This is a genomic window from Streptomyces sp. PA03-3a (assembly GCF_033792735.1).
Classification (GTDB): domain Bacteria; phylum Actinomycetota; class Actinomycetes; order Streptomycetales; family Streptomycetaceae; genus Actinacidiphila.
The window spans coordinates 72,229-88,192 of record NZ_JARAVM010000017.1 but is presented as its reverse complement, the minus strand read 5'-3'; the positions used below and the strand labels follow the sequence as shown (position 1 = coordinate 88,192).

8 protein-coding genes are annotated in these 15,964 nt (G+C 72.9%); 2 read left to right on the top strand and 6 right to left on the bottom strand.

Annotated features, from left to right (window positions below; genetic code table 11):
• Positions 1 to 67 precede the first annotated feature (67 nt).
• Genes PV342_RS21410 through PV342_RS21400 form a run of 3 tightly spaced genes read right to left on the bottom strand, consistent with a single transcriptional unit; the run spans position 68 to position 7,019 of the window.
• Entirely contained in the window at positions 68 to 4,213 is a 4,146-nt protein-coding gene (locus tag PV342_RS21410; protein WP_500318395.1) for a TIGR02680 family protein, read from the bottom strand.
• Entirely contained in the window at positions 4,210 to 5,466 is a 1,257-nt protein-coding gene (locus PV342_RS21405) for a TIGR02678 family protein (RefSeq protein ID WP_500318394.1), read from the bottom strand. Before PV342_RS21405 ends, PV342_RS21410 begins: the two co-directional genes overlap by 4 nt.
• On the bottom strand, positions 5,463 to 7,019 hold the full coding sequence (locus PV342_RS21400) for a TIGR02677 family protein (RefSeq protein WP_500318393.1): 1,557 nt from the start codon (positions 7,017 to 7,019) through the stop codon (positions 5,463 to 5,465). The genes PV342_RS21405 and PV342_RS21400 overlap by 4 nt, the downstream gene beginning before the upstream one ends.
• Before the next feature lie 200 nt (positions 7,020 to 7,219).
• Between PV342_RS21400 and PV342_RS21395 the strand changes: the two genes are divergently transcribed.
• Positions 7,220 to 7,774, top strand: a complete 555-nt coding sequence (locus tag PV342_RS21395) for a hypothetical protein (protein ID WP_500318392.1) — start codon at positions 7,220 to 7,222, stop codon at positions 7,772 to 7,774.
• A 216-nt stretch (positions 7,775 to 7,990) separates the two neighbouring features.
• Here the strand turns inward: PV342_RS21395 and PV342_RS21390 are convergent, their stop codons facing one another.
• Both PV342_RS21390 and PV342_RS21385 read right to left on the bottom strand, forming a co-directional pair.
• Entirely contained in the window at positions 7,991 to 12,277 is a 4,287-nt protein-coding gene (locus tag PV342_RS21390; RefSeq protein WP_500318391.1) for an nSTAND1 domain-containing NTPase, read from the bottom strand.
• A gap of 54 nt (positions 12,278 to 12,331) precedes the next feature.
• Positions 12,332 to 12,733 carry a CU044_2847 family protein gene (locus PV342_RS21385; protein ID WP_400807192.1) on the bottom strand — a complete coding sequence of 134 codons (402 nt, stop codon included), beginning with the start codon at positions 12,731 to 12,733 and terminating at the stop codon, positions 12,332 to 12,334.
• Positions 12,734 to 13,069: 336 nt separating this feature from the next.
• Here PV342_RS21385 and PV342_RS21380 point away from each other — a divergent pair, with 336 nt between their 5' ends.
• The gene (locus tag PV342_RS21380; RefSeq protein ID WP_500318390.1) at positions 13,070 to 15,286 is read left to right on the top strand and encodes a carbohydrate-binding protein; all 2,217 of its coding nucleotides are present in this window, start codon (positions 13,070 to 13,072) and stop codon (positions 15,284 to 15,286) included.
• 305 nt (positions 15,287 to 15,591) lie between these two features.
• Here PV342_RS21380 and PV342_RS21375 read toward each other — a convergent pair whose 3' ends face one another.
• Positions 15,592 to 15,918, bottom strand: a complete 327-nt coding sequence (locus PV342_RS21375) for a hypothetical protein (RefSeq protein ID WP_406271182.1) — start codon at positions 15,916 to 15,918, stop codon at positions 15,592 to 15,594.
• Positions 15,919 to 15,964: the final 46 nt, after the last annotated feature.

The window sequence follows — 15,964 nt, the reverse complement described above, 5'->3', positions numbered from 1 at the left end:
GCCTGCAGAGCGTCGCTGGGGCGCTGCTGGGGAGGCGGTGTCGTGCGGCCTGCTTCCGGCTGCACGTTCACAGGCCCTTCAGCTCCCCGAACTCCTGCTCCCCAGGGGCGTGTTCTGTGCCCGGCCGCGCCGGGTCCACCGCCCGTGCCCTCGTCATGCCGTCCCATTCCCAGCGGGTGACGAGCACCGCGGCGACCTCGTCGATGCGCGAGAGCTGGGCGATGGCGATGCCGGGCACCTGCGGGTAGCAGGCCCATTCGCGTTCGCTGGTCATCACGACGTCCAGGTCGAAGGCGTGGAGCAGGCCGAGGCACTTGGCGCGGGAGTCGTCGTCGACGCCGGCGAACGCCTCGTCGAGGGTGACCAGGCGCGGGGCGTACGGGTTGCCGGCGGTGGCGTAGTGGGAGGAGGCCGCGGCGAACAGGGGGACGCAGACGGCGAGGACGCGCTCGCCTCCGGAGGCGGGGCCGGTGGCGGGGACCCATCGGCCCTGCTGGTGGCGTTCGATGCCGAACTCGTGCCAGGTGCGGTAGTCCAGGGCGGCGGTCAGGTGTTCCAGCCAGCTGCCGGAGGCGTCCTCGCTCTGCCGTGCGGTGATCTGCGCTTCGAGGAACTCGCCGACGGCGGCCCGGTCCTCGGGTGTCCAGGCGTCGGCCGACTGGCGCAGTCGGGCGCGGGCCTGGGCGAGTCCGGCGGGGGCTTTGCGGGAGGGCCGCCAGACCAGGCGCAGTTTCATGCCGGTGGAGGTGGGCCGCTGCTCCAGTTCGTCGTTCATGGCGGCGACCTGGCGCTCTGCCGCGCCGATCAGTTCCTGGAGGGTGCCGGCGACCTCGGTGATGAGGTGGGTCTCCAGGATCTCGCGTTCGTGGGAGGACAGGATGCGGGTCAGTTCGCCGACCTCGACGGCGAGGGCGTCGGCGAGTTCGGGGACGGCGCGGGCACGGCCCTGGTAGACGATGTCCACGACCATGCCGTCCTCGACCATGCGGGCGGCGGCGGAGTGCCCGTGCCGGGACAGGGCGTCCTGGAGGGTCTTCAGCTCTTCTCCGAGTCGCTTCTGCACGCGCTCCCAGGCGGCCTCGGAGTCGTCGGTGGCCGCGAGTTCCGCCTCGACGGCGCGGGCGAGTGCGATGGCGGCGGTGGCGCTCCAGGGCCCGGCGTCGTTCGGGGGCGCGTCGGTTCCGGGCAGTGCGACGGTGAGCAGTCCGGTGCCGGTGAACCGCTGGAGGGCGGCGATCGCGGTGGCGCGGGCGGCGACGGACTCGGCGAGGTCCCGGTCCAGTTGCTCGATGCGTCCTCCTGCCTTGCCCCCGCGTTCGACCGCCTCGGTGTGGGCCTGCTGGGTGCTCTTTCGGCCCGTGGCGTTTGCGGCGAGGGCGGCGGCGGTCTCGGCGAGGCGGCGTTCCAGCTCGGCGACGGCCGCCCCGACGGTGGAGCGCAGGGTGGTGTGGCGTTCGTCGGCCGCTGCGGCGTCGTGTCCGGCCTCCTCGGCGCGCAGGGCGAGTTCTGCGGCGCGCTCGGCCGCCTGGGCGGCGTCGCCGCGTTCCTGTTCGACGGTGCGGGCGGCCTCGGTGCGTTCGCGCAGTGCGGGCCAGAGGACTGCCAGGGCGACGTCGAGTGCGGACAGGGCCTGGCGTACGGCGGCGAGTCCGGGGCGGTCGGCGGGCAGGCCGAGATCGGCCGTGGTCCGGGCGAGTTCGGCGGTGGCCTGTTCTGCCCGCCCGGTCGCCTCGGTGAGGTCGGTGGCCCGTTCGTTCCTGCGTCGTGTGGCCCGGCCGGTCTGCTGGGCGGCGGATTCCAGCCGGGCGTGGGCCTGTCGCAGCGGCGCGTCGTCGGGTACGGCGGCGAGTTCGGCGTCGAGCGTGCGGCGGCGGGCCGCCACGGTCTGCGCCTCGGCGGTGGCCGCCGCCTCCTCGCCGGCGAGAGCGGCGAGTTCCGCTCGTAGTACGGCGATGCGGGCGCGCCGGGCCTCTTCGCGGGCTCCCTCGCCGATGTATTCGGCGGCGGGCTTGGCCCAGCGGCCGGTGAGGGCGCCGGTCCGGAAGCGGCCGTCGGCGTGAACCCAGGTGTCGGTGTGCGGGGCGGTGTCGTGGGGCCCGTAGCCGATGGCGGCGAGCAGCCGGGCCACCGTCTCCTCCCCCACGGCGGCGGCTGCCGCGTCGCCTCCGTCGACGGCCGGCCGGAGCACTTCGGCAAGGGCGCCGGTGGGGACGGGGCCGCGCGGCGGGTCGAGCAGGATGTCGTGACCGTCCGCGCCCAGGGCGGTGCCATCCGGGCGCACCCAGGCGTCCAGCAGCCCGGACGCTTCCAGTGCCGCCTCGATGCCGGCGCGGTCCTGCTCGGGGACCGTTTCACGGAAGTCCACCAGCCGCCACAGGGGCGCTCCGGGCGCCCCGTCGCGTACACCGGGGGTGCGGGTGTACGGAGGCCGCGGGCCGCGTCGGCCGCCGGACTCCAGGATGCCGAGTTCCGCTTCGGCGGTACGGCGCCTGCCGCTCAACTCGCCCTGCCGCTGGGTCACTTCGGCGGACCGGGCGGCCAGTTCCCCGGAGCGCCCGCGGTGGGCCAGGACCGCCGCTTCCCGGGCCGGGTACGGCCCGTTCAGGTGCTCCGTCCACTCCTGGAGCTCGTCCAGCAGGCCGACGGGATCGGGGTACGCCAGTTCCGTCCATCCGGCGGCTCGCTCGCGCACGGCGCCGAGCAGGTCCCGACCCGCTGCCTGGACGGCGCCGTGGGCGAGGGAGTGGTCCTCGTGGGTGTGGGCGAGGTCGGACTCGGCCTCGTCGAGACGGCGGGAGGCGGCCAGGCGGTCGGCCGCGGCGCGGTCCGCCGCGTCGGCGAGTTCCTGCACGTGGTCGAGGGTTCGGCGCCTGCGGTCCGCCGCCGCCGCGACGGCGTCGCGGTCCGGTTCCCGGTCCTCGGGCAGTTCCACCCGGGCGTCCGTCGCGGCGTCGCGTACTGCGGCAAGCGCCTGCGCGGCCTGGCTGCCGGCCGCGTTGAGCCGGTTCTCGGCGGCGGTCAGGCGGGCCCGCGCCCGCGCGAGCACCTGCTCGGCCTGCAGCCGGTCGTCCTCTGCGCGGTCGCGGGCGTCGGCGGTGTTCCGGGCGTGCCGGGCGGCCTGCTCCAGTTCGCGGGCGCTGCGCATCTCCGGGCCCTCGCGCAGGGCCGCGTCCTGGGCCTTGAGCCGGGCCTCGGCCTCCTCCAGGGCGGCAAGGCGCTCCTCGGCCTCGGCGCGCTCCTCTTCCGCCCTGGTCCTGTCGGTCCGCGCTTCGGACAGTTCGCGTTGCAGGGATTCGTACCGTGCGTGTTCGGTGCGCGGCAGCCGGGCCCGGCGGCGGGAGGCGATGCGGGCGTAGCGGCGGTAGTGGTCGAGGAAGGCGGAGGCGGCCTTCTCGGCCTCGGCGGCGGAGCGCAGCTCCTCCTTCTCCTCGTCCAGGGAGCGGAAGGCCTCCGCGACGTCGGCGATGACGGCCTGGTCCATGGGCGGCAGGGCCTCGGTCAGTGCCTTGGACAGGGCGGCTTCGTTGGGGCGCTTGGACAGCTGCGGCTGGCGGAGCTGGATGAGGAGGTCCACCAGGGCGGCGTAGCGCTGTTCGCCGAGGCCGAACAGGGCCTCGTCCACGGCCCTGCGGTAGGCGCCCGCCTGGTCGTAGACCATGCCGTGGCCGGTGACGGCCTCGGCGATCCGGTCGCGGGACAGGGGGGTTCCGGTGGCGTCGAGGAAGGCGAGCCCCTGTCCGGCGCGCTGGTCGGTGACGACGAACCAGTGGCGGACGATGCCGCGCCCGGAGACGGCCTTGAGGCCGCAGGCGAGGGTGCGGAAGTGCTCCTCGCCGGTGGTCTCGTCGCGCCGTCCGAACTCGATCCAAGTGTAGCCCAGGCGCTCGGGGTGCGGGTGCTCGCCGCCGAGCAGCAGGTTCCACTCCATGCGCTTGCCGGGGTCGGCGTCGGGTTCGACGCGGCGCGCGGACAGGTCGCCGTCGAGGAGGAAGGGCAGGGTGAGGGCGAGGACCTTGGACTTGCCGGTGCCGTTGTTGCCGCGCAGCAGCAGGCGGCCGTCCTTGAAGTGGAACTCCTCGGTGTCGTAGAGGAAGAGGTCCACCAGTCCGGTGCGCAGCGGCTGCCAGCGGGACCGGCCGGGGCGGGGCAGACCGGGCCCGGCGCCGACGGCGGCCGGCGACGGATGGCGGGGGGCGGGGAGAGCGGCGGTCATCGCTGCGTGGTCCTTGGCTGGGTGGTTCTGGGCTGGGCGGTCCTTGGCCGGGCGGTCTTTCCGGGTTCGAGCACGACGGTCTCGCCGACGGCGTAGCGCGCGAGGGCGGGGCGGGGCGCGACCCCGTCCGGGGTGCGGACGGCGAGGGAGAGGGCGGTGAGTTTGGTGAGGGCCTGCTCGACGAGTTCGCCTTCTGCGCCCGGCTCGCGGGCGGTCCTGGCCCAGAACCCGCCGTGCTCGTCGGCGAGTTCGCGCACCTTGCGCTTCAGCTCCTCGGTGGTGACCGGCCCCCGGCGGGCGGCGAGGTGTTCGGCGAGGAGGAGCGTGACGTGGCCGTGTGTGCCCTGTTCGGGCATGCGGACGTCGGTGAGGTCGTCGTCGGGGTCGATCATGGCGATGCCTTCGGCCCGGACTTCGGGGACGAGGCCGGTGAGTTCGGTGATGCGGGCGGTGAGGAAGCCGCGCTGGCGTGTGAGGTAGGCGAGTTCGGTGTCGGTGAGGGTGTCGTAGTAGAGGACGGGGTCGTCCAGCAGGCGGCGGGTGAGGGAGCGGCGCAGGGCGCGGAAGCGCAGTTCGTCGCTGTCGAGCGCGGTCTCGGCGGTCAGCGCGGCGAGCCGCTGCTCGAAGCCGTGCTCCTGGATCAGGGACGGTCCGTGCCGGGCGGCGAGCAGCCCGGCCAGCACGCGCCGCTCGACGTCGTAGAGCGCGTCGCCCGCTCCGCTGACGTACGCGTCCTCGTCGCCCGCGACGCGGCGCAGCACGCCGAGGGCGAGGAGCAGCCGGACGACGGCGGCGAGGTCGAGGCGTTCGTCGCGCCGGTCGAGGGTGAACTCGATCCCTGCGGCGCTTAGTTGGGGGTCGGCGGCGTCGAGGACGACCTGTTCGGCGAGGCGGCCGAGCGCGATCTGCTTCTCGCCGCGCTCCAGCGCCGCGAGCGCCAGGCACAGCAGGACGTAGCGGCGGCGGGTGAAGGGGGCGCCGGCGCGGCTCGCCTCGCGTGCGGGGTGGGTGGGGTCGGTGAGGGCACCGGGGGCTTTGCGCAGCCGGGCGGCCTCCGCGTCGATGACGAGGGCCCAGCCCGTGTTGCGCTCGAACCAGTCCCGCAGTTCGGACGCGTGCTGCCGGACCAGCCGGAAGGCGTCGGCGTGCGGTCCGTGGGCGAGGAGCAGCGGGTGGGCGAGCAGGGCTCGGGCGGCCTTGCGGAGTTCGGCGGCGCGCTGCCCGTCCAGGACCTCGGCGAGAGGGGTGCTCACGGCGTCTCCTGGGTGAGGTCGACGATGTGGATCAGGTGGTCGGGGCCGCGGAAGACCCCGCCGGGGGTGCGGATCTCGGCGGTCGTGCCGTCGCCGAGGGCACTGAGGCGGATCTCCATCGAGCCGTCGTTGCTGGTGGCGGTGGTGCGGGTCATGCCGGGCCGCCAGGTGGCGAGGGCGTCGCCGAGCAGTTGGAGGAAGAGGCCGAAGGCGAGCGGGTCGAGTTCGCCGAGCGCGGAGAGCCGGGTGGTGCCGTCGGTGGTGAGCCGGGCGCGGGCCGCGGCGGTCTCGGCGGTCTGCTTGGCCGCGATCTCCGCGAGGCGGCGCCGGGCCTGGGAACGGTCCTCGACCTTGCGGGGTTTGCCGCGCCGCTCGTAGCTGCCGGTGCGGCGCAGTTGGGGGCTGATCCGCAGGGGCTCGGCCTCGGCCCAGGGGGTGGCGGCGGGCAGCGGCCGGGCGGTGCGGGCGGCGAGGGTGTCCGCGTCGACGGTGAGATGGCGGGCGGGATAGAGGCCGAAGGCGGAGCGCCACAGCCGGTGCCGGGCGTCGTCGTCGGGGGCCTGCGCGAACCATCGGGCGAGGGTGCGGAAGTCCGCGGAGCGGTCGGAGCGTCCGGCGCGCCGTTCGTTCAGCGCGCGGACGACGGCCAGGAGCTGGGGAATCGCTCCGAGTGCCCGCCCGCGCAGCAGCCGGGCCTGCGAGTCGCGTCCGTCGCGGCTGATGAACCACGCGCCGAGTCCGCTCCACCGTGCCTGCCAGCGCTCGTACGCCTCGTGCTGGGCGCTCTCGGCGGCCTCGGGGGAGGCGTCGGCGGCCTCGCGGGCGGCGGCGGTGACCAGGAGGGCGTCGATGCGGTCCTCGAGTTCGAGGATGAGCTGGGCGATGCGGCCGCCGAGCGTGATCAGGTCCTGGATGAACCGCTCCAGGTACTGGATGAGCTGGTCCTTGTAGGCGAGGAACGCCTCCTGTGAGACGTCGTGGAGGTCGATGGTGCGCTGCAGCGAGCCCATGAAGGCGCGGGCGTTGTCGGCGAGGGCGGCGAAGCGGCTGGCGAGCCCGTCCAGGGCGAGGTGGGTCTTGGCGGGGTCGGGCGTGTCCTCGGCGGCGAGCACGAGCAGGGCCCGCAGCTGGGTCACGATGTCGTGCAGGGCCACGGCCTGCAGTGAGCCGCGCCGCCCGAGCGCCTGGTCGTACGCGGCCAGTGCCTCCTCCGCAGCTTCGCCGGCCTGGGTGAGCTGGTACACGTACCGCTTGCGGTAGAAGTCCTCGACCGCGGTGACGCGGGCGGTGTCGGGATCGGCCCGCAGATTGCCCCAGGCCTGCTGGCTCAGGCTGTCCAGCGCCTTCGCCACGGTCTCCGCCTCGGCGGGCCGCACGGCGACGGGCAGCGCCGCGTGCACGTCCTCGGGGCGGAGGTGGACCGCGTACCGCTCCTTGGCCTGCAGGAACACCCGCATGATCTCCCGGTAGAGGGCGGCGGTGGGGGTGCTGAGGTGCGCGAAGGGGCCGTAGGCGGGGGCTGGGTGTGGCTGGGGCGGCGGCGAATGGGTCATCGCAGGTCATTGTGGCCGACGAACCTCGGGGGGTGCACACGTTGACCGGGATTGATCAACGTGGGACCGGCGCGGCCCGTGCGGAGCGTCGGTAAGCGCGGGCCCTGCCGCCGTTGCCGCTCGAAGGGCGGCGGCAGTCCGGTCCTCGGAATGGGGTCGGAACCCTGGCCGAAAGGCCAGTCGCTTGCCATGATCCGGTCATGAGCGACAGTGAGGACGCCGTCTACGAAGCACGCCACGGATTCGACCGCCGCACCTCGGGGGTCCTGGCCCTGGCGGTGCTGTTCAGCGCGGTGCTGCTGATGCCCGGGACCGGCACTCCCCTGGTCCTGCGCATCGCCGGCACGGTCCTGTTCGCGGGAGGAGGTCTGGTGATGGCCGCGGGCGCTCTGACGCGCAAAGTGGCGTTCCGCGTCGACGGAACGGGCGTACTTCTCGGTGGATCCCCCCTCCGCTACCGGGCCACCACCGTCCACATCCCGTGGGAGGACATCACGGAGGTGGTGCTGTGGCGGCAGCGCGTGCCGAACGCCTCGATCCCCTGGGTCGGCGTCCGCCGCCGTGACGGCGCGCCGTCGCTGCCCGGACCCGGTCGGGGCGCCGTCTCCCGGGCCGTGGGCGGAGCGCTGGTGCCCGTACCGGTCGAGGTCCTTATGACCTCCCGTGCGGTCAGCGGCTGGCGGCTCGACAAGCGGCGCCTCGCGGAGGCTGTCGCGCACTTCGCGCCAGGGGTGCCGATTCGCGACGGCCATTGAGTCAACGACTGTTTCCGGGCGGTGCTCGGGCCTCATGGGCGAGGTCCCGCGCACCGATGGCCGCCGCGGTCCTGGTGGCGGCGGTCTCATGGCCCGGGCCCGCGAGCGGGGCGCCGTCGCGCAACGTCGGGTGGCCGCCGACGTGCGGACCCGCGGACGGGGGTGGCGTAACAAGGAGGTCGCCGGTCCTCCGACGGCACCCTCGCGCCTACCCGCTCAGTCGCAGACGGGGTCCGTCCGGCTGCCCGGCGGGGTCAGGGCCTTCTCCCCCGCCGTGAGGCCGCGTCCCGCCACCGCGCACAGCTTCTCCAGCCAGCGCTCCGGATCGAGTGCCAGGACGAAGCCGTCGGAGCCGTCGACGAGGCCCATGGACGTGCCGTCCTCGGTGAGGTCGGCGGTCGCGCCGTACCCGGGTGTGAAGTGGTAGCGCTCCGTGCCGCTGCCCAGGTCCCAGGTCGTGTACTCGTTCAGCGTGCTCTGGGTGCTCAGAGTGGACTCCGAGGAGAAGGCACCGAGCCATTGGACACCCCGGTACGTCAGCGGCTCGCGCCACTTCTGCTTGCCTTTCCGGTCCATGTCCCACACCCGTACGGCGCCGTCGTAGGTCAGCACCGCCAGGAACCGTCCGGTCGGGTCGAAGGCCACCTGCTTGACGACGGCCGCCTCCTCGATGTCGATCGACTCGATCTCGCGGCCCTCCTCGAAGTCCCAGATCACGATGTCGATGTCCCCGGAGGGTGTGCGCACCGCCGCCTGCCCGTGTCCCGGGCGGGCCACCGCCCAGGTGCCGGCGGCCGCGATCGACACCTCGACCGGCTCCTGGGCCCTGGGCCGGTAGGGCGTGCCCACCGCCCGGCCGCGCGCCAGGTCCCAGCGCACGACGTACGAAAGCGCCGAGATCACCACATGGTCCGGGTCGTCGAAGGTCAGGGTGATCCACGCCGGTGTGCGCCCCGAGCGCGGGTCCGCGCTCGTGGGGTCGATGCCGGGCGGTCGCGGCAGATCGATCGGGTCCTGTTCTCTCAGTGTGTTCCCGCTGACCTCCCAGACCAGGACCGTGCGGCCGTCGGCCGTCGGCGTGAGGACCCGTGTGCCGTCGGGGCTGAACGTCCCGTACAGGGCGGCCAGCGGACGGGACGGCCGCACCGCCGCCAGCGCGCGGTGCGTCCGCAGGTCCCACAGGCGCAGCCCGTTGCCGTCGGCGTCGACGCTGACGACGCGGTCGTGGTCGGCGTCCACGGTCCTGATCCGGGCGGTGAGCATCGCGCTGTCGAACGCGGACGGCACCGGAACCCGCGCCACCATCACCGTCGCCCCGATACCGACCGCGGCCCTGAGCTTGCCGGGCGGTCCGGTGAGCGCCACGGCGAGCGGCTGGGAGCTGCCGGTGAACGAATCGTCCTCTTGCGCGGGCGCGGGCAGGTCGAGGGTCGCGGGGCGCCCTTGCGCCAGGTCGAGGACGAGAAAGCGGAACCTGCCGAGAGTGGCGCCGTAACGCTGCACCGGGTTGAGGAGGAAGCGGCCGGTCCGGTCCAGGCGCGGCGTGTACAGCGGGCAGACGAGGCCCAGTTGTCGCGTGCTGTACTGGTGGCGGACCTTCGGCGTACCGGTGAGGTCCCAGGACTGCAGGATCCCGTCGGGGGTGCACCGCACGAGCGTCCGGCCGTCGCCGCTCACCGTGACGGTGCCGGTCAGGTCCGTTCCCCAGGTCTCCGCGTCCAGGCGGCCGGTGCCGAGGTTCCAGCGGACCAGGCGGCCCTGGGCTCCTTCGGCCGCGCCTTCCTGGGTGATCCGGCCGATCACGGTCCCCTCCGAGCCGAACCACGCCTGGCCGGTCTGCCAGCCCTTCGGCGGGCGCAGCGTCTCGCCCACACGCCGGCCGCTCTCGGACTCCCAGACGAGGACGCCTTCGCCGGGCTGGGCGGCGAGCACCCTGCCCCCAGTGGCGTCGAAGCGGAGATCGGTGGCGGCGCGGGCGTTAGCCCGTACGGCGTCGCCGTCCCGCAGGACGACCGTGCGCCACTCGTCGCCCGCGTCCGGTCGGATTCCCAGGGACACCTTCCCGCTGACGGACGCCCGCGCGGAGATCCGCCCGTCGGGCGAGAGCGCGACGATCTTCGATCCCGTCGGCAGGCCCCGATCGCGTACCTCGTCCGTGCCGAGCGTCAGGCCGACGGCGTCACCGGAGGTCATGCCCACGTTGATCCGCCGGCCGTCCTCGCTCATCGCGACGTCGCGGACCGGGGCGTGGTCGTCCCACACCACGCGCTCCACGTGGCGGAGCCGTAGATACTGCCTGATCAGCGCGGTGCGCGCCGCCGGATCCTGAGCCGTCCGGTACGCCGCCGCCGAGAACAGGGCAGACGTCGCCACCGACACGTCGTCGAGCTGCTCGGCCTTCACGGCCAGTTGCTCGGACGCCGACCGCCGGAGCTGTCCGTCGAGCTGCGCGTTGCGCCGAAGGAACAGCCCGGAGGCGACCAGCGCGAGCACCGTCAGAAGAGCGAGCCCGCCGATGAACCAGCGCTTCTGCCGTTGTCGCCGCCGCGCGAGTTCCTCCCGTGCCGAACGCCGATCAGCGGAGCGCTTGATGAACCGGCGTTCCGCGTCGGTCAGTGCGGGACCGCGCTGCGCCACCCACTGCTCCGCCTCCGCCAGCGGCTCGTCCTCCAGCAGATGTCCGCGCTCCACGTCGTGCCGCAGCTCCGCCCGCCAGGCCAGGAACCTGCGTTCTTCGCGCACCCGTTCCTCGAGCCGCTTCCAGGCGCCGATCAGCGCCTCGTGGGCGAGTTCGGCGGTGACCGCCTCACCGCCTCCGCCGCGCAGGACGAGGAGGCGCCGCTCGGCGAGTGCGGTCGCGATCCGCCAGCGCTCCTCGCCCGCGTCCTCCTGCCGCAGGGCGTTGCGTATCGGGGCGTCGCCGCCCGGCAGGAACCGGACGAGGTCGGTGAGCAGCCGCATGGCCGCGGCTTCGTTGTCCTCGCGGACGCAACCGCGCCAGGCGGTCTCGGCGTACTGGCCCAACGCTCCCCGTACGCCTCCCACTTCGCGGTAGGTGTCGAACCTGAGCCGGCCGCCGGCCTGTCCGTCCCACAGCTGAGCCATGACGAACCCCAGCAGCGGCAGCGCGCCGGGGCCGTCGCCCGCGTCGTCCAGCATCCGCTCCACGAGCCCGTCTTCGTAGGTGACGGCGGGAGTCACTTCGAGGGGGCTGCGGATCACCTGCTCCAGCTGCGCGCGGGACATGGGGGCGAGCAGCCGCACGCTGCCGCGGCCGAGAGCGGGGCCGAGGTGCGGATGGTTGAGGGCGGCGTCCGTGAGGTCGGACCTGAGGGTGACCAGCACCCGCAGCCCCTCCGGCCGGTGCTCGGGGAACAGCAGCCGGACGGCCTCCTCGACCGCACCATCCGGCTCCACGAGGAGTTCCTCGCCCTGGTCGAGCACGACGAGCAGCCGCTGCTCCGCTTCCCCGCTGGTGGTGCGCAGGACGTCCACGAGGCCGCGCTCCGCGAGGAGGTCCTCGACCTGCCGCGCCTCCTGCCCCCTCGCGGCCCCGCGCAGGTCGGGACGGACGGCCGTCACGAGCTCCGAGGCGAGTGCCGCCCGCAGAGAGGAGTCCTCGCCGGCGCGCACCACGAGGACGGCGTGGCCCCGCTCACGCATTCGCGGCACCACACCGGCGCGGGCGAGCGAGGACTTGCCGCAGCCGGAGGGGCCGACGAGGGTGACGCACGGCTCCGGCCCGGCGAGGAGCGCGGTGACGTCGGCGATGTCGTCGCGGCGGCCGAAGAGGACCTCGGAGTCGGCCTCCTGGAAGGTCGACAGGCCGCGGTACGGAGAGGCGGGGCGCACCACGGGCGCGAGGTCGGGCAGTTCGGCGACGAGTGTGCGGGTGGGCACCAGGAAGCTCTGCTGGACTCCACCGGGCTGGATCACGACGACCATCCCGGCGACGGCCCGCAGTTGCTCGTCCCAGACCGGGCTGCCGCTGAAGCCCTCCTCGACGGGCACGCCGTGTGGATCCGCCTGCGAGAGCTGCACCCAGCCCTCGGCGGTGACGCCGCGGAGCCGTCCGTAGTGCCAGACGCCTCCCGGGGAGCGCCGGGGGAACCCCGGTACGCGTACGTCGTGTCCCCACACCCGTTCGGTGTCGGCCATGTGCACCGGGTGGGCGCCGGGGATGGCCGTGCGCAGGCGGAGGACCGCGATGTCGCCGGTCTGGTCGTCCCGTACGGGAACCCAGCGCTCGACGTCGGCCGCGCCACCGCCCGAGGCGAAGGGAAGGTCGATGTAGACCTCGGTGCCGGCCTCGACCTCGTCCTCGCGGGGCCGTCCGAGGGCGTCGCTGACGACATGCGCGCAGGTCAGCACGAGGTCGGGGGCGACGAGGAAGCCGGCGCCGGCGAGTTCGCCGCCGGGGCCCTTGACGCGAACGACGGCAGCGGCCAGTGCCTCTTCGGGGCTGCGGGACGCGGCACCGGCGCTCGCTTGCGTCCCCGCCATCGCAGCCGTCACCGCAACCTCCGGGCCCCCGTGGCCCCCGTTGGGCCAACTCCGTTACGGAGTATCCCCGTTGAGGGCGGTCCGGTCACCCGGGTTCTCGTCCCGGTTCTCACTCCGCTTCTCACCCCGGTGCCAGGTCAGGGTGACCGCGAAGTTGGCGGCCGTGGCGGTGCTGGCGATCACGACGTCCGCCTCCGCGGACAGGGAGACGCCGAACTCGAGGGTGACCTCGTCCGGGGCGTTGACCATGCCGCGGAAGCGGCCCACGAAGCTGTCCGCGACGGGCCGGACGGTGTCCAGCATCTGCCCGAGGGAGCGTTCGGCCCTCGCCACCGCGCGGCCACCGCGTCCGACCCGGACGAGGCTCTCGTCCACCTCGCGGATCTGGACCCGCACGACGTCATCGCTGCCGTCGCCCAACGGCACTTCCACCGTGTGCACAGACCGGTCGGCCATGGCGGTCCTCCTTCACTCCGGGGCAGAGTGCCGCGATCTTAACGGTCCTCAACGCGCCGCAGGGCGGGTGGGGTTGCGCACTGCGCGGAGCGCTGCGGAGATTCCGGCGGCCTCAGCGCGAGTCGAAGTCACGGCACCCGCGGGTCGGCCGGCGCGCCGCTGGAGCCCGCCGAGGAAGCGCCGAGGAACTTACTTCACGCCTTTTTTCACGTCTTGACAGAACACCGACAACGCTGTTTCGATCTGCTCGCGTCCCGAGGAGGGAGAGGGGGCGGAACCGTCCGAGGGATCGGGACCACGTACCACCCGCGCATCCCACCAGAAAGGAAGGACATCGTGAGACGTTCCCTCATCGGGGCAGCCGCAGCTCTCACCATGGTCGTTCTCGTCGGCACGGAGTCGGCGGCCCCGGCCGCCGTACCGCACCACGGCCCCTCCGTGACGGGCACCTACTCCACGGGGGCCAGCCACGCGTGGCAGCCATCGCCGACCGTGAGCCAGGGCGCCCCCACCGACGCGACCGTCGTCGTCGACCCGAGCAGCCCACGTCAGAAGTACTCGGGCATCGGGTTCTCCATCGACGAGACCAGCGTCTCCAATCTGTGGAAGCTCACCCCCGCCAAGCGTGAGGAAGCCGTCCGGCTGCTCGTCGACCCGAAGACCGGGGCGGGCCTGAACAGGTTCCGCCTCACGATCGGCAGCCCCGACCTCATCGAGCACCTGCCCTTCTGGTCGGAGGACGACCTTCCGGCCGGCGTGACCGACGACTTCCAGCTGAAGCACTTCTCCATCCAGCGGGACATCGACCTGCACATCGTCGACACCATCAAGCTGATCCAGCGCTACAACCCGAAGGCCACGTTCTTCGCGTCCGCGTGGAGCGCCCCGGCGTGGATGAAGACCAACAACCGGTTCACGGGCGAGGTCGCGCTCAAGCCGGGCAGCACGACGGACTACTACCAGGTCGGCAAGCTCCGGGACGACTGCATCGACGTCTTCGCCCGCTACTACGTCAAGTTCGTCCAGGCGTACGCCAAGCACGGCATCCGCGTCGACGCGCTGACCCTGCTGAACGAGCCCGGCATGGACGTGGTCTACCCGGCGATGGACATCGATGTCGCCCAGCAGCAGAAGCTCGCCCTCGCGATCAAGCAGGCCCTGCACAAGGCGGACCTGAAGACGGGACTGTACGTCCACGACTTCAACTTCTGGGACTGGCGCGACCCGAACAGCACCGCGACGAAAAACTACTACCGCATCTTCAACGACGCCCCCGATGGGTCCGTGACCGGCCGGCAGGTCCTGAACGCGACGGACGCCGTGGCCTTCCACCCTTACTGGGGCGACCCGAAGGTCATGCGCGACGCGTTCGAGCAGACCGGCAAGCCGGTCCACATGACCGAGACCAGCGACCTGTCCGCGGCGACCATCCTGAACTACTTCCGCCTCGACGCGAGCTCCTACGTCCTGTGGGCGCAGGCCACCGACCAGGACGGCGGAACGCTCCACTGGACGCCCGCACGGGACAACAACGTCGACTGGGACGAGGTCGCCGCGACCACGAAGTGGCCCGACCGCTTGGTCAAGGTGAACACCACGAGCAGGGACTTCTCCGTCCGCGACGAGCTCTACACGATGGGGCAGTTCGCCAAGTACCTGACGCCCGGCGACGTACGGCTGGAGTCGAGCGCCACGGAGGGCGGCGTGAGCAACGTCGTGTACCGACACGGCGCCGACAGCTTCGTCGCGGTCCTGGGCAACGCCAACAACACCGACACCACGGTGCGGGTCGTCCTCGCCGGCAGGTCGTTCGTGGTGAAGGTCCCGGCGAACTCCTACGCCACCTACCGCTGGCAGCAGCGCATACCCCGGCCCCCGCACAACAGGACTCCCGTGGTGGACCCGGTGCCCGACGTGGTGGCCGACCAGTACGGCACGGTGCAGGTCCCGCTCAAGGCGACCGACCGCGACGGTGACCGGCTCGCCTTCTACGCGACCGACCTCCCGGACGGCGTCACCGTCGACCCCACCACGGGAACGGTGACGCTCAAGCCGACGGTGGCCGGCGAGCAGGACGTGACGGTGGTCGTCACCGACGGCGCCGCGCACGTGGAGGTGACCCTGCACGTGACGGTGCGCCCGCACAGCGCACCGGTCGGGGTGCGGGTGGAGGCGGAGTCGTACGCAGCCCAGCACGGCTGGACGGCGGGCGGGGCCAACTTCATCGAGTCCAACCCCGCCGCCAGCGGCGGTGCGAACGTGGGCTGGACGGCGGCAGGCAACTGGCTGGACTACGCCGTCGAGGTGCCGAAGGGCGGAACGTACGACCTGGAGCTCCGCGTCGCCACCGGGACGGGCGCGCCCGTCCCGGACGCCCTGACCTTCCGCGATGCGAGCGGCACGACACTGGCCACGGCGTCCGTCCCGGACACGGGCGGCTGGGCCACCTACCAGTCCGTCCACGTCCCGGTCACCCTCGCGGCGGGCGACCAGGTGGTCAGGCTCTTCTGCGAGACGGGCGGCTTCAACATCGACTACCTGCGGCTGTCGTAACGCTCCCGGCGGCCCGCCGTCACTCCCCGGCGACGGGCGGGGAGTGACGGCAGGCCACCGCCGGACCACGCAGCACCGGCGGGGCGTGGCTACGCCTGACAGTCGAGGAAGGGCCCAGGTCGGGGATGGATTCCCGACCTGGGCCTTGTGCCGTCCAGAGCAGTACAGCAGTCCGTACCCGTCCGCAGCGTCCTCGTCGTCCTTCGCGGTCAGCCGGTTACGGCGCTGGGGGCTGCTCGGCCTTCCCGTTCACCGCGTCTGGCGGTGCGGGGAACGGGCCGACCTGCCCTGGCTGGTACTCGCCATCAGGCCATGCAGCGGACGAACGCCTGCACAGTGCCTGAAGTCTTCGCCTCGTTTTGGAATGAGATCTGCCACTGCGTGGCGCTCATCGGACGGTTGTCCGTCACGTCGATGCTGGCGGAGGACACCTTCCAGCCACCGCTGATGGCATTGGTGCCCGCAGGGCAGGTGACAGTGACGATCTTGCTTTGGTTGGCCTCGATCGACCCGACCGGACTGTTCACGGTGTCGGGGGACGAGGCGGTCACTTCCACAGCCAGCGCAGGGGACGCCAGGCTAAGAGCCAGCGCGGGGGCGGCGGCCAGGGCGAGGAGCTTGGTGCGGGTCATGGTTCGACCTCCCTTGAGTGGCTCGCGCATTCGGACGAATCGAATG